The sequence below is a fragment of the Streptomyces sp. NPDC026575 genome, from assembly GCF_055567415.1.
This window is the reverse complement of sequence record NZ_JBVHQM010000015.1, coordinates 137,308-163,705: the sequence shown is the minus strand read 5'-3', so window position 1 is coordinate 163,705 and position 26,398 is coordinate 137,308. Positions and strand designations below refer to the sequence as shown.

Annotated in this window: 22 protein-coding genes; 7 read left to right on the top strand and 15 right to left on the bottom strand. The window is 72.3% G+C overall.

Annotation, left to right across the window (positions count from 1 at the left end; all coding sequences use genetic code 11):
- Positions 1–14: 14 nt before the first annotated feature.
- The gene (locus tag ACZ4NB_RS22075) at positions 15–1,139 is read left to right on the top strand and encodes a glycerate kinase (RefSeq protein WP_467663918.1); all 1,125 of its coding nucleotides are present in this window, start codon (positions 15–17) and stop codon (positions 1,137–1,139) included.
- A gap of 92 nt (positions 1,140–1,231) precedes the next feature.
- Here ACZ4NB_RS22075 and pssA read toward each other — a convergent pair whose 3' ends face one another.
- The 10 genes from pssA to ACZ4NB_RS22025 all read right to left on the bottom strand — a co-directional run bounded on the left by pssA (position 1,232) and on the right by ACZ4NB_RS22025 (position 14,795).
- Positions 1,232–2,101, bottom strand: a complete 870-nt coding sequence (gene pssA / locus ACZ4NB_RS22070) for a CDP-diacylglycerol--serine O-phosphatidyltransferase (protein WP_467663916.1) — start codon at positions 2,099–2,101, stop codon at positions 1,232–1,234.
- Positions 2,088–2,735, bottom strand: coding sequence for a phosphatidylserine decarboxylase (locus ACZ4NB_RS22065; protein WP_030079423.1), 648 nt, complete (start codon positions 2,733–2,735; stop codon positions 2,088–2,090). The genes pssA and ACZ4NB_RS22065 overlap by 14 nt, the downstream gene beginning before the upstream one ends.
- Positions 2,736–2,905: 170 nt before the next feature.
- Positions 2,906–4,111, bottom strand: coding sequence for an acyl-CoA dehydrogenase family protein (locus ACZ4NB_RS22060; protein WP_467663914.1), 1,206 nt, complete (start codon positions 4,109–4,111; stop codon positions 2,906–2,908).
- A gap of 5 nt (positions 4,112–4,116) precedes the next feature.
- Entirely contained in the window at positions 4,117–4,641 is a 525-nt protein-coding gene (locus ACZ4NB_RS22055) for a MaoC family dehydratase (protein ID WP_399148918.1), read from the bottom strand.
- A gap of 5 nt (positions 4,642–4,646) precedes the next feature.
- Complete coding sequence (locus ACZ4NB_RS22050) at positions 4,647–5,618, bottom strand: HpcH/HpaI aldolase/citrate lyase family protein (protein ID WP_393489907.1); 972 nt, start codon at positions 5,616–5,618, stop codon at positions 4,647–4,649.
- Entirely contained in the window at positions 5,615–7,627 is a 2,013-nt protein-coding gene (locus ACZ4NB_RS22045; RefSeq protein WP_467663912.1) for a protein meaA, read from the bottom strand. Before ACZ4NB_RS22045 ends, ACZ4NB_RS22050 begins: the two co-directional genes overlap by 4 nt.
- A 78-nt stretch (positions 7,628–7,705) precedes the next feature.
- On the bottom strand, positions 7,706–9,043 hold the full coding sequence (ccrA, locus tag ACZ4NB_RS22040; protein ID WP_467663910.1) for a crotonyl-CoA carboxylase/reductase: 1,338 nt from the start codon (positions 9,041–9,043) through the stop codon (positions 7,706–7,708).
- Between the two features lie 452 nt (positions 9,044–9,495).
- Positions 9,496–11,985 (bottom strand): hypothetical protein, encoded by a 2,490-nt coding sequence (locus ACZ4NB_RS22035; RefSeq protein WP_467663908.1) that lies wholly within the window; start codon positions 11,983–11,985, stop codon positions 9,496–9,498.
- A gap of 49 nt (positions 11,986–12,034) precedes the next feature.
- Entirely contained in the window at positions 12,035–12,838 is an 804-nt protein-coding gene (locus ACZ4NB_RS22030; protein ID WP_393489920.1) for a TetR family transcriptional regulator, read from the bottom strand.
- Positions 12,839–12,974: 136 nt separating this feature from the next.
- A complete protein-coding gene (locus ACZ4NB_RS22025) occupies positions 12,975–14,795 on the bottom strand; it encodes a 3-hydroxyacyl-CoA dehydrogenase family protein (RefSeq protein ID WP_467663906.1) in 1,821 nt (606 codons plus the stop codon).
- Between the two features lie 394 nt (positions 14,796–15,189).
- On the opposite strand from ACZ4NB_RS22025, the gene ACZ4NB_RS22020 reads away from it, so the two are divergent.
- The gene (locus ACZ4NB_RS22020) at positions 15,190–15,885 is read left to right on the top strand and encodes a HEAT repeat domain-containing protein (protein ID WP_467663905.1); all 696 of its coding nucleotides are present in this window, start codon (positions 15,190–15,192) and stop codon (positions 15,883–15,885) included.
- Here the strand turns inward: ACZ4NB_RS22020 and ACZ4NB_RS22015 are convergent.
- Positions 15,852–16,391 (bottom strand): GNAT family N-acetyltransferase, encoded by a 540-nt coding sequence (locus ACZ4NB_RS22015; protein WP_467664035.1) that lies wholly within the window; start codon positions 16,389–16,391, stop codon positions 15,852–15,854. The genes ACZ4NB_RS22020 and ACZ4NB_RS22015 overlap by 34 nt on opposite strands.
- Positions 16,392–16,581: 190 nt before the next feature.
- Between ACZ4NB_RS22015 and ACZ4NB_RS22010 the strand changes: the two genes are divergently transcribed.
- Both ACZ4NB_RS22010 and ACZ4NB_RS22005 read left to right on the top strand, forming a co-directional pair.
- Positions 16,582–17,373 carry an SDR family NAD(P)-dependent oxidoreductase gene (locus ACZ4NB_RS22010; RefSeq protein ID WP_467663903.1) on the top strand — a complete coding sequence of 264 codons (792 nt, stop codon included), beginning with the start codon at positions 16,582–16,584 and terminating at the stop codon, positions 17,371–17,373.
- Between the two features lie 89 nt (positions 17,374–17,462).
- Positions 17,463–17,822: a MerR family transcriptional regulator gene (locus ACZ4NB_RS22005; RefSeq protein WP_467663901.1), complete on the top strand. Its 360-nt coding sequence runs from the start codon at positions 17,463–17,465 to the stop codon at positions 17,820–17,822.
- Positions 17,823–17,902: 80 nt separating this feature from the next.
- Here the strand turns inward: ACZ4NB_RS22005 and ACZ4NB_RS22000 are convergent, their stop codons facing one another.
- The gene (locus ACZ4NB_RS22000; protein ID WP_467663899.1) at positions 17,903–18,940 is read right to left on the bottom strand and encodes an Rv2578c family radical SAM protein; all 1,038 of its coding nucleotides are present in this window, start codon (positions 18,938–18,940) and stop codon (positions 17,903–17,905) included.
- Positions 18,941–19,099: 159 nt separating this feature from the next.
- Between ACZ4NB_RS22000 and ACZ4NB_RS21995 the strand changes: the two genes are divergently transcribed.
- Positions 19,100–19,543 (top strand): SRPBCC family protein, encoded by a 444-nt coding sequence (locus ACZ4NB_RS21995; protein WP_467663897.1) that lies wholly within the window; start codon positions 19,100–19,102, stop codon positions 19,541–19,543.
- 304 nt (positions 19,544–19,847) lie between these two features.
- Positions 19,848–22,292, top strand: a complete 2,445-nt coding sequence (locus ACZ4NB_RS21990) for an MFS transporter (protein ID WP_467663895.1) — start codon at positions 19,848–19,850, stop codon at positions 22,290–22,292.
- 54 nt (positions 22,293–22,346) lie between these two features.
- On the opposite strand, the gene ACZ4NB_RS21985 is transcribed toward ACZ4NB_RS21990, so the two are convergent.
- The 3 genes from ACZ4NB_RS21985 to ACZ4NB_RS21975 form a co-directional block, all read right to left on the bottom strand.
- Positions 22,347–23,222 (bottom strand): class I SAM-dependent methyltransferase, encoded by an 876-nt coding sequence (locus tag ACZ4NB_RS21985; protein ID WP_467663893.1) that lies wholly within the window; start codon positions 23,220–23,222, stop codon positions 22,347–22,349.
- A 96-nt stretch (positions 23,223–23,318) separates the two neighbouring features.
- Positions 23,319–24,194: a serine hydrolase gene (locus ACZ4NB_RS21980; protein ID WP_467663891.1), complete on the bottom strand. Its 876-nt coding sequence runs from the start codon at positions 24,192–24,194 to the stop codon at positions 23,319–23,321.
- 133 nt (positions 24,195–24,327) lie between these two features.
- Complete coding sequence (locus tag ACZ4NB_RS21975) at positions 24,328–25,206, bottom strand: PucR family transcriptional regulator (RefSeq protein WP_467663889.1); 879 nt, start codon at positions 25,204–25,206, stop codon at positions 24,328–24,330.
- A 358-nt stretch (positions 25,207–25,564) separates the two neighbouring features.
- Between ACZ4NB_RS21975 and ACZ4NB_RS21970 the strand changes: the two genes are divergently transcribed.
- Entirely contained in the window at positions 25,565–26,398 is an 834-nt protein-coding gene (locus tag ACZ4NB_RS21970) for a M55 family metallopeptidase (protein WP_467663887.1), read from the top strand.

The window sequence follows — 26,398 nt, the reverse complement described above, 5'->3', positions numbered from 1 at the left end:
CACACACAGCACATGTGCTGATCGCCGCGGACAAGTTCAAGGGTTCACTCACGGCCGTAGAGGTCGCCGAGCACGTCACGGCCGGTCTGCGGCGCGTGGTCCCCGATCTGGACGTGGCGGCCGTCCCGGTCGCGGACGGCGGCGACGGCACGACACAGGCGGCCCTCGCCGCTGGATTCGCGCCCCACAGGGTGCGGGTGACCGGCCCCACCGGCGCGCCGGTGACGGCCACCTTCGCGCTGCGCGACGACGGCACCGCGGTGGTGGAGATGGCGGAGGCGTCCGGCCTCCAGCACCTGCCCGGGGGCGCCTTCGCCCCCCTGACGGCGACCACGTACGGCACCGGGGAGCTGCTGCTGGCGGCCCTGGACGCGGGCGCGACCACGATCGTCTTCGGCGTCGGCGGCAGCGCCACGACCGACGGCGGCGCGGGCATGCTCGCGGCGCTGGGCGCCCGCTTCCTCGACGCGGACGGCGAGCCGGTCGCCCCCGGCGGCGGCCCGCTGCGCGATCTGGCCACGGCCGACCTGTCGGGCCTGGACCCCCGGCTGGCCAAGACCGAGATCGTGCTCGCCAGCGACGTCGACAACCCGCTGACGGGTCCCAAGGGCGCCCCGGCGGTCTACGGCCCGCAGAAGGGCGCCGGCCCGGACGACGTGGCCGTGCTCGACGCCGCCCTCGCGCACTACGCCGAGGTGCTGGAGCGCGCGGTCGGCCCCAAGGCCGCCGAGTGCGCCCTGGCGCCCGGCGCGGGCGCGGCCGGCGGCATCGGCTACGGCGCGCTGGTGGGGCTGGACGCGGCGTTCCGGCCGGGCATCGAGGTGATGCTCGATGTGCTGGGCTTCGCCCCGGCCCTGGCGAGGGCCACGTTCGTGATCACCGGCGAGGGCTCGCTGGACGAGCAGACGCTGCACGGCAAGGCACCGGCAGGTGTCGCCGCCGCGGCCCGGGCGGCCGGCCTGGACGTGGTCGCGGTCTGCGGCCGGCTCCAACTGCCGCAGGAGGCCCTGAGCCGGGCCGGTATCCAGCGCGCCTACGCCCTGACGGACCTGGAGTCCGACCCGGCCCGCTGTATGGCCGAGGCGGGCCCGCTGCTGGAGCGGGCCGCGGCGAGCCTGGCCCGCGACTTCCTGGTCTGAGGCCGGTCCCGGCGCACCCCGCGGAACGCCGAGAGCCCCGAGCGAATCGTTCGCTCGGGGCTCTCGGCGTTCCGCGGGGTGCCGCGTCTGCGCTAGGGCAGCTGCGCGGCGCGCGACTCGGCGCGCGACTCGCGGCGGTTGTCGCGGAAGGTGTTGACCCTCCGGGCCGTCGCGAACAGCGGGATCATCGCGCCCAGGACCACCTGGAGGGAGCAGCCGGTCTGCAGCAGCAGCTGGCCGCCGGGGGCGTCCAGCGCCCAGGCCGCGAGCATGCCCATGCTGAGCACGATCCAGCTGAGCATCGCCACCGCGAGGCGGCCGCGCGGCTTGGGGTACTCGACCCGGCTCACCATCAGCCAGGCCACCCCGATGATCGCCAGCAGCGTCGGCAGGAACGGCAGCTCCAGCAGCACGATGGCGACGACGGTCAGGGCGCCGAACGGGCTCGGCATGCCCTGGAAGATCCCGTCGCGCAGGGTGACGCAGGAGAACCGCGCCAGCCGCAGCACCACCGCCAGCAGTACCACCACCGCCGCGACGACGGACACCCGCTGGTTGGCCTGGTTGGCGTCCGAGGCGACCATGCCCCAGGTCACGACGAAGTACGCGGGCGCCAGCCCGAAGCTGATCAGGTCGGAGAGGTTGTCGAGCTCGGCCCCCATCGCCGAGGCCCGCAGCTTGCGCGCCACCAGTCCGTCGAAGAGGTCGAAGACCGACGCGAGCAGCATCAGGATCACGGCCATGGCCGCGCTGTGCCGGGCCATCCCGCCGTCCTCGGTCCCCGTGAGGTGCGGGATGAGGACGCCGGTGGTGGTGAAGTACACGGCCATGAAGCCGCAGATGGCGTTGCCGAGGGTCAGGGTGTCCGCTATTGACAGCCGCGTGGACAGCGGCATGTCGTCCTCGTCCCCGTCGGTCTCGGGCGCCCAGCCCGCCTGAGTCTCGGGATCAATCACGGTCAAGGCGTGTCACCCCCGCGGTGGTCGCCTGGCCGACCTCGACCGCCACCTCGACGCCCTCCGGGAGGTAGACGTCGACGCGCGAGCCGAAGCGGATCAGACCGATCCGCTCGCCCTGCTCCACCTTGGTGCCCTCGGGCACATAGGGGACGATACGGCGGGCCACCGCGCCGGCGATCTGCACCATCTCGATGTCGCCGAGCTCGGTGTCGAAGTGCCAGACGACCCGCTCGTTGTTCTCGCTCTCCTTGTTGAACGCCGGAACGAATCCACCGGGGATGTGCTCCACGGACGTCACCGTGCCGGCCAGCGGCGCGCGGTTGACGTGGACGTTCAGCGGGCTCATGAAGATCGCGACGCGGGTGCGCCCGTCCTTCCACGGCATGATGCTCTGCACCACGCCGTCGGCCGGGGAGATGACACGACCCTGAGCGATCTCCCGCTCGGGGTCGCGGAAGAACCACAGCATGCCCGCCGCCAGAGCGGTGGTGGGCACGGCAACGGCGGCCCAGCGACCCGACCGGCGGGACCGGGCGAGGCTGACCGCTGCCGTGGCAACGGTCGGCAGGAGCCACGGCGACGCTCCGCGCGCGAGGCGGACGCGACCGCGTTGTGCAGAGGATTGGCTGTGGGGCATGAATGACCTTCGTAGCGGAGGATGCCGCGTATGGATATGGGGGACGGCGGCTTTCCAAGGATGCTATCGGTTGCGAGCGGCAACTGGCCAAGAGCCAGAGCCAATCCGTGGCCGAAGTAGGATGACGGGGTGTGATCTTCGTCTAGGGTAAATCGGCCCAAACCGGGCGTTCACCCCTGGATTCGGTACTCCTCCAGTAGCCGGCGACCAATGATCATTTTCTGGATCTCGGCGGTACCTTCACCGATCAGGAGCATCGGGGCCTCGCGGTAGAGGCGCTCGATCTCGTACTCCTTCGAGAAGCCGTACCCGCCATGGATGCGGAACGCGTCTTCCACTACCTCCTTGCAGTACTCGGAGGCCAGGTACTTCGCCATGCCCGCTTCGAGGTCGTTTCGCTGGCCCGAGTCCTTTTTGCGAGCGGCGTTAACCATCATCGCATGGGCCGCTTCGACCTTTGTCGCCATTTCTGCCAATTTGAACTGAATGGCCTGATGCTGGGCGATCGGCTTGCCGAAGGTGTGTCGCTGCTGCGCGTAGGAAACGCCCAGCTCGAAGGCGCGCTGGGCGACGCCGCAGCCCCGTGCCGCGACATTGACCCGGCCGACCTCGACGCCGTCCATCATGTGATAGAAGCCACGTCCGGTCTGGCCGCCGAGCACCCGATCGGCGGGAATGCGCAGCCCGTCCATGATCAGTTCGGTGGTGTCGACGCCCTTGTAGCCCATTTTGTCGATCTTGCCCGGGATGGTCAGGCCGGGGCGCACCTCGCCGAATCCGGCCTCCTTCTCCACGAGGAAGGTCGTCATCGACTTGTGCGGGGCGGTGCCCTCCGGGTGGCCCTCGTCCGTACGGCACAGCACCGCCACGAGGGTGGACGAACCGCCGTTGGTGAGCCACATCTTCTGGCCGTTGAGGACGTAATCGTCGCCGTCCCGCACGCCCTTGGAGGAGATGGCCGACACGTCCGAGCCCAGCGCCGGCTCCGACATCGAGAAGGCGCCCCGGATTTCACCGGCCGCCATCTTCGGCAGGAAGTAGTCCTTCTGCTCCTGCGTGCCGTGCTGCTTGAGCATGTACGCCACGATGAAATGGGTGTTGATGATGCCGGAGACGCTCATCCACCCGCGGGCGATCTCCTCGACGGTCAGCGCGTAGGTGAGCAGCGACTCGCCCAGCCCGCCGTACTCCTCCGGAATCATCAGGCCGAACACGCCGAGTTCCTTCAGCCCCTCGACGATCTGCGTCGGGTACTCGTCGCGGTGTTCGAGCTCGGTGGCGACCGGCAGGATCTCCTTGTCCACGAAGCCGCGGACGGTGGAGAGAATTTCCCGCTGGATGTCAGTCAGGCCCTCGGTCTGCGCAAGACGGGTCATGATGGCTACTTCTCCTTCTTGGCCGGCGGGGCCTTGAGCTCCGGGCGGCCGGGCTGCTCGCCGCCGCGCTCCTTGATGTAGGTGGCGGTGGGGACCATCACCTTGCGCCGGAAGACGCAGACCAGGGTCCCGTCCTGCTTGTAGCCCTTGGTCTCGACGTACACGATGCCGCGGTCGGACTTGGACCTCGACGGCGTCTTGTCCAGCACCGTGGTCTCGCCGTAGATCGTGTCGCCGTGGAAGGTCGGCGCCACGTGCTTCAGCGACTCGATCTCCAGATTGGCGATGGCCTTTCCGGAGACGTCCGGCACCGACATGCCCAGCAGCAGCGAGTAGATGTAATTGCCGACGACGACGTTCTTTCCGAAGTCGGTGGTCTGCTCCGCGTAGTTGCTGTCCATGTGCAGCGGGTGGTGGTTCATCGTGAGCAGACAGAAGAGGTGGTCGTCGTATTCGGTGACGGTCTTCCCCGGCCAGTGCTTGTACACATCGCCGATGGTGAACTCTTCATAGGTACGGCCGAACTGCATCGCGCTTATGCCTCCGGGGCCTCGAACTTGGACGTACGGATCATGCCGGCGGCCCGGCCCTTGCCGGCGATCACCAGCGCCATCTTCCGGCTCGCCTCGTCGATCATCTCGTCGCCGAGCATCGCGGAACCCTTGGCTCCGCCCGCCTCCGAGGTGTGCCACTCGTAGGCGTCCAGGATCAGCTCGGCGTGGTCGTAGTCCTCCTGGGAGGGGGAGAACACCTCATTGGCGGCCTCGACCTGACCCGGGTGCAGTACCCACTTGCCGTCGAAGCCGAGCGCGGCGGCGCGGCCGGCCACCTCGCGATAGCCGTCAATGTTCTTGATCTGAAGGTACGGGCCATCGATCGCCTGCAGATCGTAGGTCCGAGCCGCCATCAGAATGCGCATCAGAATGTAGTGATAGGCGTCCGCGCCATAGCCGGGCGGCTGCTCGCCGACCACCAGGGACTTCATGTTGATGGACGCCATGAAGTCGGCCGGTCCGAAGATGATGGTCTCCAGGCGCGGCGAGGCGCCGGCGATCGCATCGACGTTCACCAGGCCCTTGGCGTTCTCGATCTGCGCCTCGATGCCGATCCGGCCGACCTCGAAGCCCATGGTCTTCTCGATCTGCGTCAGCAGCAGGTCCAGCGCCACGATCTGCTGGGCGTCCTGGACCTTCGGCAGCATGATGCAGTCGAGGTTCTGCCCCGCGCCCTCGACGACCGTGATGACATCGCGGTACGTCCAGTGCGTCGTCCAGTCGTTGACCCGTACGACCCGTGTCTTGCCGGTCCAGTCGCCGCCGTTCAGCGCGTCGACGATGGTGTGCCGCGCGCCCTCCTTGGCGAGCGGGGCGCAGGCGTCCTCCAGGTCCAGGAACACCTGGTCCGCGGGCAGGCCCTGGGCCTTCTCCAGGAAGCGCGGATTGCTGCCGGGGACCGCCAGGCACGAGCGGCGCGGCCGCAGTCGGCTGACAGGCGCTGGCGCTGTCATGCGGGGACCTCCAGGGGGTCGAGCTGGTTCGCTTTGCGGATCTCGTCGACGATACGGCCGATGATCTCCGTGATACCGAAGTCCTTCGGAGTGAAGACGGCCGCCACTCCGGCTTCCTTGAGCGCGGTGGCGTCGGCGGAGGGGATGATGCCGCCGACGATGACCGGCATGTCGTCCACGCCGGTGCGGCGCAGCCGGGCCAGTACGTCCGGCACCAGCTCGGCGTGCGAGCCGGACAGGATCGACAGGCCGACGCAGTGCACGTCCTCGGCGACCGCCGCCGAGACGATCTGCTCCGGTGTGAGCCGGATGCCCTGGTAGATCACCTCGAAGCCGGCGTCCCTGGCCCGTACGGCGATCTGCTCGGCGCCGTTGCTGTGCCCGTCCAGGCCGGGCTTGCCGACCAGCAGCCGCAGCTTGCCGCTGCCGAGCTCGGCCGCGGTCTTGGCGACCTTCTCGCGGACCGCCGCCAGCGGGCTGCCCTCCTCGGCGGCGACCGCCAGGGGGGCGCTGGAGACGCCCGTGGGCGCCCGGAACTCGCCGAAGACGTCCCGCAGGGCCCAGGCCCACTCGCCGGTCGTCACACCGGCGCGGGCGCACTCCAGGGTGGCCGCGAAGAGGTTGGCGTCACCGGCCGCGGTCTTCTTCAGGGCCGACAGCGCCTCCTGGGCGCGCACCTCGTCGCGGTTGTCCCGCCAGTCGTGCAGGGCCTGCACGACCCGTGCCTCGTTGGCCGGGTCGACGGTCATGATCGCGGTGTCGAGGTCCGCGGTGAGCGGGTTGGGCTCGGTGGACTCGAAGCAGTTGACGCCGACGATCTTCTCCTCGCCCGCCTCGATCCGGGCCCGCCGCTCGGCGTGCGCGGAGACCAGCTGCGACTTGAGGTAGCCGGACTCCACCGCGGCCATCGCGCCGCCCATCTCCTGGATCCGCTCGATCTCCGCGAGGCAGTCGGTGACCAGGGCGTCGACCTTGGCCTCGATGACATGCGAGCCGGCGAAGATGTCCTCGTACTCCAGCAGGTCGCTCTCGTGCGCCAGGACCTGCTGGATGCGCAGCGACCACTGCTGGTCCCAGGGGCGCGGCAGCCCCAGTGCCTCGTTCCAGGCCGGGAGCTGCACGGCGCGGGCGCGGGCGTCCTTGGAGAGGGTGACGGCCAGCATCTCCAGCACGATCCGCTGGACGTTGTTCTCCGGCTGCGCCTCGGTCAGCCCGAGCGAGTTGACCTGGACGCCGTAGCGGAAGCGGCGCTGCTTGGGGTTGTCGATGCCGTAGCGCTCGCGGGTGATGCGGTCCCAGATGCGGCCGAAGGCGCGCATCTTGCACATCTCCTCGACGAACCGGACGCCGGCGTTCACGAAGAACGAGATACGGGCCACGACGTCGCCGAACTTCTCCGCCGGGACCTGCCCGGAGTCGCGCACCGCGTCCAGCACCGCGATGGCGGTGGACATCGCGTACGCGATCTCCTGCACCGGAGTCGCCCCGGCCTCCTGCAGGTGGTAGCTGCAGATGTTGATCGGGTTCCACTTGGGGATGTTCGCCACCGTGTACGTGATCATGTCGGTGGTCAGTCGCAGGGAGGGTCCCGGCGGGAAGACGTGCGTCCCGCGCGAGAGGTACTCCTTGACGATGTCGTTCTGGGTGGTCCCCGACAGCTTGGTGATGTCGGCACCCTGCTCCTCGGCGACCACCTGGTACAGCGCCAGCAGCCACATCGCCGTCGCGTTGATGGTCATCGAGGTGTTCATCTGGTCCAGCGGGATGTCCTGGAACAGCCGCCGCATGTCGCCCAGGTGCGACACCGGGACCCCGACCCGGCCGACCTCGCCGCGGGCGAGGATGTGGTCGGGGTCGTAGCCGGTCTGCGTCGGAAGGTCGAACGCGACCGACAGCCCGGTCTGCCCCTTGGCGAGGTTGCGCCGGTACAGCTCATTGGACGCCTCGGCGGTGGAATGCCCGGCGTAGGTCCGCATCAGCCACGGACGATCCTTCTGACGCTCAGTCATATCAGGCCCGAATCTTCGAGGTTCGAAACGTCCGAGGTGTCTCAGGCGTTCCGGCCGGTGTCTGTGGTTCCGTGCCGCTTACGCGTCGCGGAACCGGTTGATGGCGTCCAGGTGCTTGGCGCGCATCTCCTCGTCGCGCACACCCATACCCTCTTCGGGCGCCAGGGCCAGCACGCCGACCTTCCCCTGGTGCAGATTGCGGTGCACGTCGTACGCCGCCTGCCCGGTCTCCTCAAGGGTGTAGGTCTTCGACAGCGTCGGGTGGATCTTGCCCTTGGCGATCAGCCGGTTGGCCTCCCACGCCTCGCGGTAGTTCGCGAAGTGCGAGCCGACGATCCGCTTCAGCGACATCCACAGGTAGCGGTTGTCGTACTCGTGGTTGTAGCCGGAGGTCGAGGCGCAGGTGACGACGGTGCCGCCCTTCCGGGTGACGTACACCGACGCGCCGAAGGTCTCCCGGCCCGGGTGCTCGAAGACGATGTCCACGTCCTCGCCGCCGGTCAGCTCCCGGATCCGCTTGCCGAAGCGCTTCCACTCCCGCGGGTCCTGGTTGTGCTCGTCCTTCCAGAACTTGTAGCCCTCGGCGCTGCGGTCGATGATCGCCTCGGCGCCCATCTTCCGGCAGATCTCCGCCTTCTGCTCACTGGAGACGACACAGATCGGGTTGGCGCCGCCGGCCAGCGCGAACTGGGTGGCGTACGACCCGAGGCCGCCGCTCGCGCCCCAGATCAGCACGTTGTCGCCCTGCTTCATCCCGGCACCGTTGCGGGACACCAGCTGGCGGTAGGCGGTCGAGTTGACCAGGCCGGGCGCCGCCGCCTCCTCCCAGCTCAGGTGCTGGGGCTTGGGCATCAGCTGGTTGGACTTGACCAGGGCGATCTCGGCCAGGCCGCCGAAGTTGGTCTCGAAGCCCCAGATGCGCTGCTCGGGGTCGAGCATGGTGTCGTTGTGGCCGTCGGAGGACTCCAGCTCGACGGACAGGCAGTGCGCCACGACCTCGTCGCCGGGGTTCCAGGCGTTGACGCCGGGACCGGTGCGCAGCACGACACCGGCCAGGTCGGAGCCGATGACGTGGTACGGCAGGTCGTGCCGCTTGGCGAGCGGGGAGAGGCGGCCGTAGCGCTCCAGGAACCCGAACGTCGACAGCGGCTCGAAGATCGAGGTCCACACCGAGTTGTAGTTCACGGAGGAGGCCATCACGGCCACCAGGGCCTCACCGGGGCCCAGCTCCGGCACCGGCACGTCGTCGACGTGCAGCGACTTGCGGGGGTCCTTCTCCCTGGTGGTGAGGCCGTCGAACATCTCGACCTCGTCCTTGTGCACGGTCACCGCGCGGTAGGACTCGGGGATGGGCAGCGCGGCGAAGTCGGCGCTGGTGGTGTCAGGCGCGAGGATTGCGTCCAGGATTTCGTTCACGGGGTGCCTCCGGCGAAGTCCGTTGAGGGAACGGCTTGAGGGAACGTCGGGGGTGGAGCGGAGGTGGTGCCGTCGGTTCGGCCGGGGTGGCGCCGTCTCCGCCGTCTCTGCGGGGGTCGCAGAGCCGCCGGTCGCGGTGCCTGGCAGCGCTTGTGTGCGCGAGTCCAGCCGTAGCTGGGAATTCGCCTGTGACGCAGGCGTCCGGGCGGACAGCCGCGTAGGGCTGGTGGGACAGCCGGCGCGCGTGGGTTCGCTACGCGCCGGCCGCCCGGACACCCTCAACGTATGACACCGCGTGCCAGTCGACAAGACACTGAGTGCCAGGAATTTCTCTCAGATGTCATCCGGGCGGCACGCATGAGCAACGGATGGCCCGATCGGAGGCGTGCCGGCCACTCACGGAAACCATGCTTGTACCCGGCGTCAACGTGGAGGTGGTTAGGCCATTCGGGTCACGTGTCCGGTCGGCCCCGGGACCTCAGGCGCTCACGGACCCCCGGCCACAGCTGGGCGGCGGAGTGCAGTGCGAGCAGCAGCGCCGCGACGACGCCGGAGCCCGCCGCCCCCGCCCGGGCGTCGGCGGCGAGCAGGGCCGCGGCGGGCAGCGTGTGGAAGCGGTGCAGGAAGACCGCGGCCAGATCGCCCAGCCGGCTGCCCCGACTCTGCTGCCACACCCGCCGGGCCGCCCACGCCGTGCCACCGGCCAGCGCCAGCTGCGCCAGCCACAGGGCGACGGGGCCGCCGTGCACCAGCGCCCCGGCCAGACACCCCAGCGCCCACAGAGCGCCGCAGGCGGGCAGCGCCAGCAGCCGCAGCAGGACGGGGCGGATGTGCCGTGCCGCGGACTCCACGGGTGGTTCGGGCGCCGTGGGCGGCGGCGTCTTCTGCGCGCCGCGGTCCGGCCGCGCCGGGGAGGCCCCTTCGTCCCCGTGGTCCGGCGGCAGCTTCAGCCACGGCGGTCTGCTCGCCAGCAGCCGGGCCCGCAGCAGCGGCAGGTTGTGCGCGTCGGCTTCGCTGAGCGCCTCCCTGAGCAGCTGCTCCGCCGCCCCCGGCCGCCCGTCCTCGATCTCCGCCTCGGACAGCTGCGCCAGCGCCTCGATCGTCGCCCGTACGTCGTTCGACCGGCGCGCCGCCGCCAGACCGCGGCGCAGCAGCTGATGCTGGTGCGCGCGGTGGTGCCGGTGGGCGGCGCAGCGGGCCGACTTCAGCCAGGCGTACGCGGCGACCGCGTGCTCGCCGCTGAGGTCCGCCGCGGCCACCGCCATCTGGTACGACCGCGCCGCGTCCTGGACGTGTTCGAGCCGCTCCTCGGCGTCGGCCCGGGCCAGCAGCGAGGTGGCCAGCCGGCGCCGGTCGCCGCGCAGCGCCCAGCCGCGCACGGCCCGCCCGTAGTGGTGCGCCGCGGCCGCGTGGTCGCCGCGCTCCGCCGCCTGCTCGCCGAGGTCGTCGTCCAGCTCCGGCGAGCGCACCCCGGCCCGGATACGGGCCAGGTGGCCCGCCTCGGCGCACGACTGGGCCTCCCACCACAGCTCCAGGGCGCGGTACTGCCGCCGCATCGTCCGCAGCAGCTCCGCCTCCCGGCGGTGGTCCGCCCGGCGCTGCGCCGCGACGGCCCCCTGCCGCAGCACGAACAGCGCGTCCACGGTGCGGCTGCGCCGCAGCAGATACGCCACCAGGTGATCCACGACCGGCTCGACCCCCGCGTGCCGGCCGTGGTCCACCGCATCCGCCAGCGCCGCCGCCAGTGCGCCGCGCTCCCGGTCGAACCACGGATCGTCGGCGGTGGCGGCGCGCCGGGCGTAGTGCGCCATCAGACGGTCCAGCGCCGCGGTGCGCGCCGACTCGGGCTCCTGGCACGACAGTTCGTCCACGTACAGCCGCAGCAGGTCGTGGAAGCGGACCCGGCCCTCGGAGCCGGTGGCACGCAGCAGCTGCGCCCGGGTCAGCCGGCGCAGCATCCGGTCGGCCTCCGCCGCCGAGACGCCGGCCAGCGCACCGGCGGACTCGGCGTCGATCTCGGTGCCGGGGTGCAGCCCCAGGTAGCGCAGCATGCGCGCGTCCGGGTCGGCCAGCGCCTGGTAGGAGGCCGCGAACGCCTGCCGTACCGGGTCGAGTTCGGCGAGTCGCTCACCGGGCGGACGTAACGCCGCCAGCACCCGCCGTGCGCTGTCGTCGCCGTTGCGCAGCCGGCCCGCCACGACGTCGAGCGCCAGGGGCAAGTGGCCGCAGAGCGCGGCGATTTCGTCCAGGTGCGCCTGGGGGACCGGCTCGGTCGCCGCGGCCTCCAGCAGCGCGGCGGAGTCCTGCGGGCTGAGCGTGTCCAGCCGCAGCACGGCGATCCCGGCGTCCTCGGGGACCGAGCGGACGGTCACCAGGAGGCGGTGCCGGCTGTCGGGCGGTATCAGCGGGCCGATGTGCTCGTCGGGCGAGGCGTCGTCGAGCAGGATGAGCAGCGCCTCGTCCGCCTCGCGCAGCCGGCTGCGGAACTGGCCGAGCAGACCGGTCCGGTGGGGCTGGAGTTGGTCGCCGGGGATGCCGAAGGAGCGCAGCCAGGTGCCCACCAGCTCCTCGACGCTCATCCGGCCCTCGGCGCCGTGTGCGCGGGCGTCCTCGTACAGCACCCCGCCGGGGAACCACTTGTGCGCCTCATGGGCGGCGGCCGCCATCAGCGCCGACTTGCCGACGCCGCCCTCCCCGGTGACCGCTATCGCGGTGGGCGATCCGGCGGGGCCGTCGGGCGCCAGGAGGGCGAGGAGTTCGGCGAGCGGGGCCTCGCGGCCGAGCAGGGCGGCGGGCCGGGGCGGCAGCGCGCTGAGCGAGCGGACGGGGGAGGGGGTGGCGTAGATCTGCACGACGCCGCCCTGGATGACGTCGCGGGTCTGCCCGCCACTGACGATGTTGTGGGTGGCCGGAGCCGGCCCCGCCTCGCTCGCGTCCGCCACGTCCATGTGGATAGCACGAGCGAGCCGGGTCCGTCAGGCCGTTACGGGATCACTTCCGGTCCTTGATCGCCTTGCGGATCGTGCGCATGACCTCGTCCAGCGGGGCGTCCGTGCGGGCCACCGCGACCAGCACCTCGCCCTCCCGCGAGACGGCCGCCGCGGGCTGCTCCCCCGTGGTGGTGCGGCCGGCGCCGATACCGGCGCCGAAGGTCTCGCGGACGATCTCGAAGGCGTGGTCCAGCTGCGCCTCGACATCGCCCTCCGCGCCGGCCCGCAGCCAGCGGCGCAGCACATGGTTGTGCGCGGTCACCACGGCGGACGCGGCGACCTCGGCCAGCAGCGGGTCGTCGTCGCCCTCGCGGTGGGCGCCCTCGTCGAAGTGCCCCAGGAGATAGCGGGTGAACAGCCGCTCGTAGCGGGCCACCGAGGCGATCTCGGCTTCCCGGAGGGTGGGTACCTCGCGGGTCAGTCGGTAACGGGCCACCGACACGGCCGGCGAGGCCGCGTACATCCGCATGACCTCCTTGATGCCGCGGCAGACCGTGTCGAGGGGGTTCTCGTGCGGCGGGGCGGCGTCCAGGACGGCCTCGGCGCGTACGAGGGTGTCGTCGTGGTCGGGGAAGATCGCCTCTTCCTTCGAACGGAAGTGACGGAAGAAGGTGCGCCGGGCGACGCCCGCGGCCGCCGCGATCTCGTCGACCGTGGTCGCCTCATAGCCCTTGGTCGCGAACAGCTCCATGGCCGCCGCCGACAGTTCGCGGCGCATTTTGAGCCGTTGCGCGGCCGCCCGGCGGGTGCCGGGAGTGCTGGTCTCGGGGGTCTCGGAGGGCTGCGTGCGAGCGGGCTGGGACATGTGGGGACGGTACTGCATATTTACGCGACCTGCGGCATGAGGCGCCGCCTCCGCCCTTGTGAGCGGGGGCGGACCGCCGTCGGGCTCCAGCAGTCCACCCCAGCCTCCCGCTCCCGGGCGGGGGCGCCGCCACGCGTCAGCGCCGGGCGTACTCACGGAAGCCGCGGCCGGTCTTGCGGCCGAGGCAGCCCGCGGCGACGAGGTGCTCCAGCAGCGGAGCCGGGGCGAGTCCCGGGTCGCGGAACTCGGCGTGCAGCACCTTCTCGATGGCCAGGGACACGTCCAGACCGACCACGTCGAGGAGTTCGAACGGGCCCATCGGGTAGCCGCCGCCGAGCTTCATGGCGGCGTCGATGTCGTCCAGGGACGCGTAGTGCTCCTCGACCATCTTGATCGCGTTGTTCAGGTACGGGAACAGCAGCGCGTTCACGATGAAGCCGGCCCGGTCGCCGCAGTCCACCGGGTGCTTGCGGACCTTGGCGGACACCGCCCGCACCGTGGCGTGCACGTCGTCGGCGGTCAGGACCGTACGGACGATCTCGACCAGCTTCATGGCCGGCGCCGGGTTGAAGAAGTGCATCCCGATGACGTCCTGCGGGCGCGAGGTGGCACGGGCGCAGGCGACGACGGGCAGCGAGGAGGTCGTGGTGGCCAGGACGGCGCCCGGCTTGCAGACCTTGTCCAGCGCCTTGAACAGCTCCTGCTTGACCGTCAGGTCCTCGGCCACCGCCTCGACCGCCAGGTCCACGTCGGCGAACGCGTCGAGCGAGCCGGCCGGGGTGATCGCCGACAGCGCGGCGTCCCGGGCCTCGGCGGTCAGCCGGCCCTTGTCCACCGAGCGGCCCAGCGACTTGGCGATCCGGGCCTTGGCCTTCTCGGCCTTCTCCAGGCTGCGGGCGGCCAGCACGACCGAGTAGCCGGCCTTGGCGAACACCTCGGCGATGCCGCTGGCCATCGTCCCGGAGCCGGCGACGCCGACGCTGGAGACCGCGCGCCCGGCGGCGTCCCCGCCGGCCGCCGCCGGGCTCTCGGCGTCCGGAACCACGGTGGGGCTGCCCGGAGCCTCGTATGTGTAGAAGCCGCGCCCCGCCTTGCGGCCGGTCAGCCCCGCCTCGGCCAGCTGGCCCAGGATCGGCGCGGGGGCGTGCAGACGGTCGTGGGACTCGGCGTACATCGCCTCCAGGACCGTACGGGCGGTGTCCACGCCGATCAGGTCGAGCAGCGCGAGCGGGCCCATGGGCAGCCCGCAGCCGAGCCGCATCGCGGCGTCGATGTCCTCGCGGGTCGCGTACTTCGACTCGTACATCGCCGCGGCCTGGTTCAGATAGCCGAAGAGCAGCCCGTCGGCGACGAAACCGGGCCGGTCGCCGACCGGGATCGGGTCCTTGCCCAGGTCGCGGGCGAGCTGGGTGACGGCCGCGACGGCGGTCGGCGCGGTGAGCACCGAGGAGACCACCTCGACCAGCTTCATGGCCGGTGCGGGGTTGAAGAAGTGCAGGCCCAGCACCCGCTCGGGGCGCTGCGAGTCGGCGGCCAGCCGCGTCACGGACAGCGCGTTGGTGCCGGTGGCCAGGATGGCGTCGGGACGCACCACGGCGTCCAGCTCGGCGAAGACCTGCCGCTTGAGCTCGTAGTCCTCGGGGACCACCTCGATGACGAGGTCGGCGTCCGCGGCGGCCTGGAGGTCGGTGAAGGTGCGGAAGCGGGCCAGGATGTCCTGGCGCTCCCGCTCCGTGATCCGCTCGCGCCGCACCGCGCGGGCGGTGGCCGCTTCGAGCGTGGCGACGGCGTGCCGGGCCGCGGCCTCGTCGGTGTCGATACCGACGACCTCGCGGCCGGCCCGGGTCAGCACCTCGGCGATACCGGTGCCCATGGTGCCCAGGCCGACGACGGCCACGGTGGAAAGGGACGGTGGGGAGGCTTCAGTTGAGAGATCAGGGGTGGACTGAGGGCCCATCGCGAGACTCCTGAGGGTGTTCCCCTGAGAGCAGGGGAGAAGTGACGACTGAGGGGTGTCCGCGCGGACGCGAGGCGTAGCGAAACGCAGCGGCGGGAATTACGGCGGTGGGCCGAGAGAGCCGCAGCGCTGCTGGCAGCGCCGGCGGTGCCGGAGGTGCGGCGGGCCCTGTCCCGGGGCCGTGCCATGTACTCCGTACTGGTGTCGTGCTGTGCGGTGCCGAACCGACTTCACTCTGTGGCGGCTGCGTCACCAGGCCGCCTGAGCAGTGGTGCTGCTCGTTCCAGCAGGTTAACCGGTGGGTAACCGAAGCGCCAGGGGTAGTCCGGGTCATTAGGCTGTGGTGCAGGCCACGTCGCAGGGGCCGGGCGGCCCGGCGGGAGGGGAGCGACAAATGGAAGAGGAATTCCACGAGTTGACGGACCGGGTGCGGGCCGAACTCCGCTCCCCACAGGATCTGGTCGCCTACGAGCGGTTACTGGGGCTGGCCCGCAAGAACACCCCCGCCGGGCGGGAGGAACTGGCCCGGATGCTGGTCGCCGTCGAACGCCCCCTGTGGGCCAGGGAGATCGCCGCCTTCATCCTCGGCTGCGCCGGGGACAAGCGCGCCTTCGAGACGCTCGTGCTGCTGCTGAACTACCGCGACCCGGTGCGCTGCGCCACCGCCGCGCACGCCCTGAGCCGGCTCGGCGACCCGCGCACCGCCCGCGCCGCGGCCGCGCTCGCCACCAACCCGCTGCGCACCGCCTACGCCCTGCACCCGGTCCGGCTGCTCGCCGAGCTCCGTGCGCCGCAGTCCGTACCGGCGCTGATCGTGACCCTGGAGCGGCTGCTGACCCCGCACACCCCCTATTGGCGGGTGGCGCTCGCCTGTGTGGAGGGCCTGGGTGCGCTGGGCGACCGGCGCGCCGTCCCCGCGCTGGCCGCCGCCGTCGCCCACCCCCGGCTCGCGGCGGCAGCGGCGGCTTCGCTGGCGCGACTGGGGGTCCATGAGGTGCCCGGGCAGGACGGGCCCGAGGAGAAGGGGGACGGCGGCCGGGCCGGGGCCGACGGCGCTCAGCGCGGGCCCGGCCCCAGCGGGCGCCAGTAGCGCACCTCGGGGACGCTGCTGCCGGCCACCTCGTACGCCTCCTCCGCCCCGTCCGGCACGAAGCCGGCCCGTTCGTAGAACCGCCGGGCGCGGGCGTTGTCGCGCAGCACCCACAGGTACAGCGCGCTGAATCCGCCGGCGCGGGCGCGCGCCGTCCCGGCGTGCAGCAGGGACCGTCCGACGCCGGTGCCGATCGCGACCGGAGACAGGTAGAGGGCGTACACCTCGCCCGCCGGCCGACCGGCCTCGGGTGCGGCGGCCGGTCCCGGGGCGAGTTCGGGGTCCCGGGCCGGCCCCACGCTGATCCAGCCGACGATCCCGCCGTCGCGCTCGGCCACCAGGTCGGACACCTCCGGGGGGCGGCGGCCGAACCACGAGCGCCGTCGTTCGGCGTCCTCGGCCACGCTCATCGCGTCCAGATACGCCTGCGGCATCAGCCCCCGGTAGGCGGCCTGCCAACCGCGGACCCGTACGGCCGCGACCGCGTCGATATCGGCCTCGGTCATCTCCCGTATCGGTAACGGGTGCGCTGCCTGCGCACCGGCCCCGCCCGACGGCCCGTCCAGTTCCCCGTTCATGGACCCATCCATGCGGGAGAGCCTAGGAGGCCGGTCAAAGGGTTTTTGGCTCAGGAACGCGCGGCCGGCGGACGGCCGCTTGACCTTGCCCCAGACGTCAAGGTTCGAGACTCCCGGCATGGAACGCACTACGCACACCGGGTCGACCGTGCCCGGGACGGACCGCAGGGTCGTGATCATCACCGGGGCCGGTACGGGGATCGGGCGGGCCGCCGCCCGCGCCTTCGCGGCGGAGGGGGCGCGCGTGCTGGCGGTGGGGCGCCGGGCCGAGCCGCTGGCGGAGACGGCGGCGGGGGCCGGACACGAGGGCGGCGAGATCGTCCCGTACGCCGCGGACATCACCGCGGACGGCGCACCCGAAGCCCTCGTGCGCCATGCCGTCGACACCTACGGCCGACTCGACGTCCTGGTCAACAACGCGGCGGTGGTCGGCAGCGGGGCGCTCGGCAGCTACACCAAGGAGGGCATGGCGCCGCAGCTGGCGACGAACCTCGTGGCGCCCGTACTGCTGACCCAGGAAGCGGTGCCCCACCTGGAACGGACCGGCGGTGTCGTGGTCAACATCAGCACCTCGGTCGGCCAGCGGGGGTGGCCGGGCAACTCGGTCTACGCGGCGACCAAGACCGGACTCGAACTCCTCACCCGCAGCTGGGCGGTGGAGCTCGCACCGCGCGGCGTACGGGTCGTCGCGGTCGCCCCCGGCGCGATCGACACCCCGATCGCGCTGCACCAGGGCTGGACGCCCGAGCAGCGGACGGCCATACGGAAGTGGCAGATCGAGCACACGCCCATGGCGCGGGTCGGCCGCCCCGAGGAAGTGGCCTGGGCGGTCACCCGGCTCGCCGCGCCGTCCGCGTCGTTCGTGACCGGGGTGGTCCTCCCGGTCGACGGGGGAGCGGTGGTGGGCTGATCCGGGAACTGGCGTCCCCCGCCGGGAGTTCACTCGGCAGACAGGAGGGGCCGGCCGCTGTCGGCGGTCGTGGACGGGAGGGGGAGCCGGTGCGGATCGGCGAGCTGGCGGAGCTCACGGGGGCGTCGACGCGCGCGCTGCGCAACTATGAGCGCGAGGGGCTGATCGCCTCGGAGAGGGCGGCCAACGGCTATCGCGTCTACGACGCGCGCGCGGCCGTACGGGTGCGCAACATACGGCATCTCCTGGCGGCCGGGCTGACCCTCGCCGACGTCCGGTGCTTCGGCCCTTGCCTGGACGGGGACATGACCACCGCCCCGCCGTCTCCCGTGGGCCTGCGCATCGCCCGCGAGCGGCTCGCCGCCATCGACGAGCGGATCGCCGCCCAGATGGAGGCGCGCGACCGCTTGGCGCGGGCCCTGGAGGCGGTCCCGGCCGCCTCGGCCTAGGACCTGTCCGGGTGCCGCCCCGGCATCCGGCCGGGGCGGAGCGCAGGGCGCACCGCGTCCCTGGGGGGCGGGCCGAGGCTTCAGAGCAGCGTCAACTGGACGGGTTCGGAAGGGGCGTGGGGCGGGTGCCCGCCCGGTGCGGGAGCCGGGGGCGGGGGCGCGATCCGGCGGTGCTCGCCGGCGCGGGCCGGCCCGATTCCGTACTCGGCGGCGAGTTCATGGACCTGGCGGGTGATCCGGCGCTGGTACCACTTGGGCGCGTAGGCGCCGTCTGCGTACATCGTCTCGTAGCGCCGTACGAGCCGCGGGTGGTGCTGTCCCAGCCAGGCCGTGAACCATTCGCGGGCGCCCGGCCGCAGATGGAGGACGAGCGGGGTGACGGACCCGGCGCCGGCCTCCGCGATGGCCCGGACCGTGGCGCGGAGCTGTTCCGGCGAGTCCCCGAGGAAGGGGATGACCGGCGCCATCAGCACCCCGCACGGGATGCCGTGCGCGGTGAGCGTGCGCACCACGTCCAGTCGGCGCTCCGGCGCGGGCGTGCCGGGCTCGACCGTGCGCCACAGCTCGCGGTCCAGGAAGCCGACGGAGACGGAGATGCCGACGTCGGTGACCGCGGCGGCCTGCCGCAGCAGCGGCAGATCGCGCAGGATCAGCGTGCCCTTGGTGAGGATCGAGAAGGGGTTGGCGTGGTCGCGCAGCGCCTGGAGGATGCCGGGCATCAGGCCGTAGCGGCCCTCCGCGCGCTGGTAGCAGTCGACGTTCGTGCCCATGGCTATGTGGTCGCCGCGCCAGCGGCGCCCGGCCAGCTCGCGGCGCAGCAGGTCCGGGGCGTTGACCTTCACGACGATCTGCGAGTCGAAGCCGAGCCCGGTGTCCAGGTCGAGGTAGCTGTGCGTCTTGCGCGCGAAGCAGTAGACGCAGGCGTGGCTGCAGCCGCGGTAGGGGTTCACGGTCCATTCGAACGGCATCCGGGAGGCGCCCGGGACGCGGTTGACGATCGAGCGGGCGCGCACCTCATGGAAGGTGATGCCGCGGAACTCGGGGGTGTCGATCGTGCGGCTGACGACGTCCGTGCCGAACAGGGCGGATCGGCCATCGCCCAGATTGTCCCAGCGCATCGGGCCTCCTTCTGCGTGCTGCCGAGCCCCCCGGTTCGCCATAATAGAACAGGTGTTCCCTTGTGGTTCGTCGACCCGGATTTTGGGCGTGCCCCCCAGTGGTGGTTGGCTTGGCGGCGCATCGCAGGACCGGCAGCCGACTACTGGAGGAAGACACACATGGGTCAGGTCGAGGCCACCACGCAGCGCGAGATCGCGGCGGACCCGGAGGACGTGTTCGACGCGCTCGCCGACTACACCGGCACGCGCCAGCAGCTGCTGCCCGAGCACTTCAGCGAGTACGAGGTCCGCGAGGGCGGCGACGGCAAGGGCACCCTCGTCCACTGGAAGCTCCAGGCCACGAGCAAGCGGGTGCGCGACTGCCTGCTGGAGGTCGACGAGCCCACCGACGGCCAGCTCGTCGAGAAGGACCGCAACTCCTCCATGGTGACGACATGGGTCGTCACGCCGGCCGGCGAGAAGCGCGCCAAGGTCGTCGTCACCACCACCTGGCAGGGCGCCGGCGGTATCGGCGGCTTCTTCGAGCGGACCTTCGCCCCCAAGGGCCTCGGCCGGATCTACGACGCCATCCTCGCCAACCTCGCCACCCGTATGGAGAAGTGACCCCGAGCGCGGCACGACGGCCGCACGCAGGGGTGGCGTGGAGCAGGAGTGATCCGTAGTCACTTCCGTCACCCTGAATGCGTGTCGTCACGCTCACCGGTTCGGGTGGTTTCCGGTGGGCCGAAGTGTCCGGCCCACCGGATCGGTTCCGTCCGGAAAGCCCTGATGGGAGCCCAAGAGGCGTCCGGGGCAAGGCACTTGACGTCCGTTCCCGCCCCGCACGCACCCTTTCGCCGCGCTTGAACGCTGTTGTCGCCCAATGCGAGAAATTGGGCGGCAGCAGGCGTGACGAGGGGAGCAGCACGTGGGCGGGACCACCCTGAGCGAGCGGACCGACGCGTCCGCTCCCGGCACGGCGCCGGTGCCGCTCGGCCCCCGCCGGGTCCGCACGGTCCTCGCCGGTCTGCTGCTGACGCTGCTGCTCGCCGCCCTCGGCCCGGCCGTCGTCGCCACCGCGCTCCCGAAGATCGCCGGTGAACTGCCCGGCCAGGGCCGGATGTCCTGGGTGGTGACCTCCTACCTCCTCGCGGCGGCGATCGCCCTGCCCCTCCACGGCAGACTCGGCGACCTCTTCGGCCGCAAGCCCGTCCTCCTCCTCGCGATCCTCGTCTTCACCGCCGGCTCGGCGCTGGCCGGCTGGTCGCGCACCATGGACGAACTGATCGCCTTCCGGGCCGTGCAGGGCATCGGCGGCGGTGGGCTCATGATCGGCGTCCGGGCGATCACCGCCGAGGTCGTCCCGGCGCGGGCCCGCCGGCGCTCCATGGGCCTGCTCGGCGCCGCCTTCGGGCTCGCCACCGCGGCCGGGCCGCTGGTCGGCGGCCTCTGCGCCGACCACGCCTCCTGGCGCTGGTGTTTCTACGCCAACGTCCCCTGCGGCGTGCTGACGCTCCTGGTGCTCGCCCTCGCCCTGAAGCTGCCCCGGCCCGCCGGCCGCCGCCGGCCCGACCTCGCCGGCGCGCTGCTGCTCGCCGCCTGCTCCCTCTGCCTTGTGCTGCTGGCCAGTTGGGGCGGCACCGAGTACGCCTGGCACTCGCGGACCGTCCTCGGCCTCGCCGCCGGTGCGCTCGGCACCGCCCTGTTGTTCCTCGCCGTGGAGTACTTCGCCGCCGAACCGCTGGTCCCGCTGCGGCTCTTCCGCGACTCGATCTTCCGCGTCACCGGCCTGGTCGGCGCCGCCGTCGGCCTCGCGCTCTTCGGCGCCGCCGACTGGCTTCCGGCCTTCCTCCGGGCGACCGACGGGGCCTCGGCCACCGGGTCCGGGCTGCTGATGCTGCCGCTGACGTGCGGCATCGTGCTCGCCTCGGCCGGCTCCGCCCGGCTCATCGGCCGCACCGGCCACTACAGGGCCTTCCCCGTCCTGGGCTGCGCGCTGGCCGCGGCGGGGATGTGGCTGCTGTCGCGGACGCGGCCGGACGCCCCGCGCGAGGTGTGCCTCTGGACGGGCGTCCTCGGCCTCGGCATCGGCCTGGTCGTGCCGGTGCTGGTGCTCGCCGTACGCAGCTCCGTGCGCAGCTCCGTACGCGGCCGCGCCGCCGCGACCGGCCCCGACCACTGCTTCCGGCAGCTCGGCGGCAGCGTCGGCGCGGCCCTCTTCGGCGCCCTCCTCGCCGACCGGCTCCTGCGCCGGCTCGACGACCGGCCGCCGGGGCCGAACCCGCTGCCCGACCCGGAGTCGATCACCCCGCACCTCGTGCGCGCGCTGCCCGCCTGGCTGCGCGACGGCCAGCTGGCCGCCTCCGCGCACGCCGTGCCGCGGATCTTCTTCTACCTGGTGCCGGTGCTCGTCCTGGGCCTTGTGCTCGCCTTCTTCCTGAAAGAGAAACCGCTGGTGTCTCACGCCTCTCCTGCCCCGCAGACCTCCCCGACCCCGCACGCCCCGTACGGCGAACCGACCGCCCCCGCCGCGGTCCCGCCGGCCCGCCCCGCCGCCGACGCGGCGGTCGCCGCCCCGTACACCCGGCCCCGCGCCCACGCCGCGGCGGGCCACCCCGGCGTCCCGGTGTGCGGCACCGTCCAGCACCACGACGGCTCCATCGTGCCGCGCGCCGCGCTCACCCTCATCGATGTCGACGGTCGGCAGATCGGCCGCGGCGCCACCGGCGAGGACGGGCGATACGCGCTCGCCACACCGGGCGCCGGTTCGTATGTGCTGGTCGCGGCCGCCGGAGGACACCAGCCGCAGGCGGTCATCGTCACCGTCGGCGAGCGGCCGGTCGAGCTGGACGTGGTACTCGGCGGCGCCGGGCGGCTGGCCGGTGCCGTCACCACCGCCGACGGCACGCCCGTACGCGACGCCATGGTCACCCTCACCGACGTACGGGGCGAGGTCGTCGCGGCCACCCGCTCCGGGCGTGAAGGGGCCTATGTCATGGGCGAGTTGGTGGCTGGTGAGTACACCCTCGCCGCCAGCGCCCCGGCGTTCCGGCCGACCGCGCTCCCGGTCACCGTGCAGGCGTCGCGCGAGACCCGCCAGGACGTCGAGCTCGCCGGTGGCGCGGTACTGCGCGGGACCGTACGGGCCGGGGGCGGCCGCCCCGTCGAGGACGCCCGGGTCACCCTCCTGGACACCGCCGGAAATGTCGTCGACACCGCGACGACCGGCGCCGACGGGCTGTTCCGCTTCGTGGACCTGTCGGCCGGCGAGTACACCGTGATCGCCGCCGGGTACCCGCCGGTGGCCACCGTCCTGCAGATGGCCGGCGGCGGTCGGACCGAACGCGACCTGCAGTTGGGACACGAGGACTGAGCACGCGCCCCGGGGCGGCGGCCGGTGGGCCTGGGTGCGGGCCCACCACCGCGGTCAGCGCGGAGCGTCCGGCGCGGCTCGCCCAGCGGGTGGCGGCGGCCGGAGCGGGGCGGCGTCGGCGGCGAAGCGCAGCCGGGTGATCAGGGGCCGGTCGCCGCGGAGCAGGGGCACGGCCGCGGCGCGGGGCGCGAGGTAGCCGAGGAGGCCGCGGCCCGCGGCGAGCGGAACGTCGGCCACGTCGCCGACCGCGGGGTGGGCGCCGCGGAGCCGGTCCCGCTCGTGCGCGTCCATGCCCCAGGCCATCGGGGGCAGGCGGTGGCCGCCGGGCCCCTTCCCGCCGGTGCGGGTGCGGGTGGCGAAGCGCCGCGAGACCGAGTCGAAGAGCAGCGTGCCGCCCGGGAACGCGTCGGCGCAGGCGGCGATCAGCTCGGTCACCTCCGCGGGCCGCAGGTACATCAGCAGCCCCTGGGCCGTCACCAGGACCCCGCGCGAGGTGTCGATGCCCGCCGTCCATCGGCTGTCGCGGACGTCGCCGGCGACGAGCCGCTGCCGGGCACCGTGGGGCAGTACCCGCTCGCGCAGCTCCAGCAGGTCGGCCAGGTCGACGGTGACCCATCGGGCGCGGCCGTTGTCCACCCGCCAGAACTGGGTCTCCAGGCCCTCGCCGAGCGCGATCACGGTGCCGTCCGGGTGGCCGGCGAGGAATTCCCGCACCACCTGGTCGAAGGCGAGGGCGCGCAGGGCCAGGGCCTGCGCCACCCAGGGGCGGGCGGCGCCCAGCCGCTCCCGGAAGGGGAAGTCCAGCTCGGCGACGAGTCCCACGGCGCGGGGGTCGGGCAGCACGGTGTCGGGGCGGGCGGCCTCGGTGGCCCGATGGTAGAGGGTCCACAACGCCGTTTCGGGAACTCCCGTGAGGTCTGCCTTGATCATGCGGCGTTGATATCGCCGCCCGGCCCGCCCGTGGGGGACATCGGGGCACCCGGTCACCCTGGGGAGTGCAAAGTCGTATCGCGGGTACCGGGGCCGTCAGCGTGACAGATCGCGGTGTATGACGCGGGCGGCGCTCTCCACGGCGTCCACGCCGTCGCCCATGGTGCGGTTTCCGGTGGACAGCACGGCCATGCCGTAGTCGTGGGCGCCGCCGGTGAAGGCGCCGACGCTGTTCACCCGCCAGCCGTCGGTCTTGCGCGGCAGCCAGCCGTTCTTGACGTGGACGGTCGCCGTGGCCGGGGCGCCGGCGGGCGCTCCCCAGCGCTGTTCGGGGACGACATGTCCCATCAGGCCGAGCGCATAGCCGCGGGAGGCCGGGGTGAGCACCGGGCTGTCCGTCGTCAGCAGCTGCATCAGGGTGAGCTGGTCGGCGGCGGTGATCTGGGTGAGGCCCCAGGCGCCGCCCGTCCCGGGGACGGTGTGCCGCATACCGGCCAGGGTCAGGAAGTGCTGGACGCCGGCGGGGCGGATCTGCCGCCACAGCGCGTTGGTCGAGGCGTTGTCCGACTTGGTGATCATGGCGGTGGTCAGCCGCACCTCGCGCGGGGTGAGGTGGCGGTGCGCCTCCTCGGCCTGCCGCAGCAGCGCCCCGAGCACGGTCACCTTCACCACGCTCGCCGAGTCGAAGTGCGCACCGGCCTGGAAGTCGCAGCGGGTCCTGGTGCGCCGGTCGTAGACGGCCAGCGCCGCGGCGCCCTCGTGGCCGTCGAGGGCGACGGCTATGTCATGGGACAGCGCGGGGGCCAGGCCCGGCTTCTGCGAGGTGCACACGACCTTGGCGCCGTCCACCGGGGTGCTGGCGGTGCCGGCCGCCGCCGGGGTCGCCGTGGTGAGCACCGTGAGCAGCGACCCGGCAGCCACGACGGCGGCCAGCCCGCGGCGCGCGCAGGTCGATATGCGTGATCTGTGCATGGGGGTGGACGATACGGGGCGGCTGCGCGGCGCCTCCGGGCAGATGGGAGGGATTGTCCGATTTTGGCGGTGTGGGTCGGCGTGTGACATTCGCCAAATCGGACACGGGGGAGTGCGGAGTCCTCGGCGCTCTCTAGGGGCGCGGCAGTGGACGGCGGGCCCCGGTCGCGGCTCGTCGGCGGGCCGCGACCGCGCGGCGGTGGTGGGCGACCGACAGCAGCCGGCGGCTGCGGAGCGCCATCTCGATCTCGAAGCGGGCCAGCGGGTCGCGGAGCCGGGCGCCGAAGAGCCGCTCCAGCTGGCGCATCCGGTAGCGCACGGTCTGCGGATGGATGCCGAGCGCCTTGGCGATCTCCGGGGCGCCCATCCCGCCGAGCCAGGCCAGCAGGGTGGCTTCCAGGCGCTCGCACCGCTCCGGGGACAGGCCCGCCAGCGGGCGCAGGCGGCGCGCGACGAGCGTACGGGCCAGCGACTCGTCCTGGAGCAGGACGAGGGAGGAGAGGTGGTCGTCGACGAACATCACTCCGGCGTCGGGGCCGTCGTGCGCCGATGCCAGGGCCAGCAGGCGGGTCGCGGACCCTACGGAGGCGGCGGCGTCGTGCGCCGGTACCGCATGGCCGACCGCGGCGGCGCGGTGCCGCAGCACGCCCTTGAGCCGGGCGCGGCCGCCGCTGTCGTCGGCGAGCGTGCCGGGGATCAGCAGGCCCGGCGCCTCGCCGGGCGCGCTGACGAGGCAGTCGCCCAGTGCGGATGCCACGAGGTGGATGTCGGTGCCGGTCCGCAGCATGACCGCCCGGACGGTGCCGGGCAGCGGGCGGCCGTTGCGCAGCACCTCCTCGATCAGCCGGGTGACCTGCGTACGAGTGTCGTGTTCCAGGCAGTCCCGGAAGCGTGGATTGCGGTCGCAAAGTGATTGCGTGATCAGATCGGTGAGGATCGCGAGCTGATCGTGGTCGTCTGCCTGTGTGTCGCCGGGCTGCGCTAACCAGGCGCCGTTGAGTGCGTTGCTCATCGTTCTGCCTCTGTTTCATCCTGTGGGAGGCCGGTCCGGGCTGTTCTACCTCACCTGGCAAGTGCCGACGGCAGCTGACAGATGTCCGTCGGAACTCCGTCCGAATGCTGGCGGAAGACCTTCCGCTTTGCGACAGAAACTGTGTGGGTCGAGGCGCCCCGCGAACGTTCCGGCGCGTCTGCTCCGTCCGGAGGGCGCCGTTGCGGCCAACTGGCCGGTCCTGGAGGGTGCCGGACGGGGCGTCATACCGAAGGCCCTGGTTAGGGTGGGGAATCCGTTCGCCGCCTCGAAACTGTTGTTGACGAGTGATGTCGGGAATCGTGCGTACCGCCGCCCAGCCGCGAGAGGACTGGTGAATGTGAAGATCCTCATCTCCGCCGACATGGAGGGCGCCACCGGCGTCACCTGGCCCGCCGACGTGCTGCCCGGCACTCCGCAGTGGGAGCGCTGCCGGCGGATGTTCACCTCCGACGTGAACGCGGCGATCGCCGGGTTCTTCGACGGCGGCGCCGACGACGTGCTGGTCAACGAGGCGCACTGGTCGATGCGCAATCTGCTGCTGGAACAGCTCGACGAGCGCGCCCAGATGCTCACCGGCAAGCACAAGTCGCTCAGCATGGTCGAGGGCGTACAGCACGGCGATGTCGACGGCATCGCCTTCGTCGGCTACCACACCGCGGCCGGCACCGAAGGCGTCCTCGCGCACACCTACCTCGCCAACACGCTCACCGGCGTCTGGGTCGACGGCACCCGGGCGAGCGAGGGCTATCTGAACTCCCTCGTGGTCGCCGAGTACGGCGTGCCGGTGGTGCTGGTCACCGGCGACGACCGCACCTGCCAGGACGCGCTGGGCTACGCCCCGCAGGCGCCCGGTGTGGCGGTCAAGGACTATGTGTCGCGCTATGCGGCGGTCTGCCGGCCACCGGCCCGCACGGCGGCCGACATCCGGGCCGGGGCGCGCAAGGGGGCGGCGCTCGCGGTGCGCCACGAACCGGTCCGGCGCGGACCGCACCGCTTCGAGCTGGAGTTCGACGCCGAGCATCTGGTGGTCGTCGCGACCTGTGTGCCCGGCGTGGAGCGCAGCGGGGAACGGCGCGTGGCGTATACCAGTCAGAACATGTACGAAGCCATCCGGTGCTTCAAGACGGTCACCACCGTCGTGTCGTCGGCCGTGGAGGAAGCGTATGGCTGA

Bases quoted from the DNA above. Each gene is read 5' to 3' on its own strand.
- ACZ4NB_RS21985 (WP_467663893.1), bottom strand. From the start codon at position 23,222: ATGATCAAGGCAGACCTCACGGGAGTTCCCGAAACGGCGTTGTGGACC.
- ACZ4NB_RS22015 (WP_467664035.1), bottom strand. From the start codon at position 16,391: ATGACCGAGGCCGATATCGACGCGGTCGCGGCCGTACGGGTCCGCGGT.
- ACZ4NB_RS22065 (WP_030079423.1), bottom strand. From the start codon at position 2,735: ATGCCCCACAGCCAATCCTCTGCACAACGCGGTCGCGTCCGCCTCGCG.
- ACZ4NB_RS22030 (WP_393489920.1), bottom strand. From the start codon at position 12,838: ATGTCCCAGCCCGCTCGCACGCAGCCCTCCGAGACCCCCGAGACCAGC.
- ACZ4NB_RS21980 (WP_467663891.1), bottom strand. From the start codon at position 24,194: ATGCACAGATCACGCATATCGACCTGCGCGCGCCGCGGGCTGGCCGCC.
- ACZ4NB_RS21975 (WP_467663889.1), bottom strand. From the start codon at position 25,206: ATGAGCAACGCACTCAACGGCGCCTGGTTAGCGCAGCCCGGCGACACA.
- ACZ4NB_RS22055 (WP_399148918.1), bottom strand. From the start codon at position 4,641: ATGCAGTTCGGCCGTACCTATGAAGAGTTCACCATCGGCGATGTGTAC.
- ACZ4NB_RS22010 (WP_467663903.1), top strand. From the start codon at position 16,582: ATGGAACGCACTACGCACACCGGGTCGACCGTGCCCGGGACGGACCGC.
- ACZ4NB_RS22000 (WP_467663899.1), bottom strand. From the start codon at position 18,940: ATGCGCTGGGACAATCTGGGCGATGGCCGATCCGCCCTGTTCGGCACG.
- ACZ4NB_RS22045 (WP_467663912.1), bottom strand. From the start codon at position 7,627: ATGACTGAGCGTCAGAAGGATCGTCCGTGGCTGATGCGGACCTACGCC.
- ACZ4NB_RS22020 (WP_467663905.1), top strand. From the start codon at position 15,190: ATGGAAGAGGAATTCCACGAGTTGACGGACCGGGTGCGGGCCGAACTC.
- ACZ4NB_RS22025 (WP_467663906.1), bottom strand. From the start codon at position 14,795: ATGGGCCCTCAGTCCACCCCTGATCTCTCAACTGAAGCCTCCCCACCG.
- ACZ4NB_RS21995 (WP_467663897.1), top strand. From the start codon at position 19,100: ATGGGTCAGGTCGAGGCCACCACGCAGCGCGAGATCGCGGCGGACCCG.
- ACZ4NB_RS22060 (WP_467663914.1), bottom strand. From the start codon at position 4,111: ATGACCCGTCTTGCGCAGACCGAGGGCCTGACTGACATCCAGCGGGAA.
- ACZ4NB_RS22050 (WP_393489907.1), bottom strand. From the start codon at position 5,618: ATGACAGCGCCAGCGCCTGTCAGCCGACTGCGGCCGCGCCGCTCGTGC.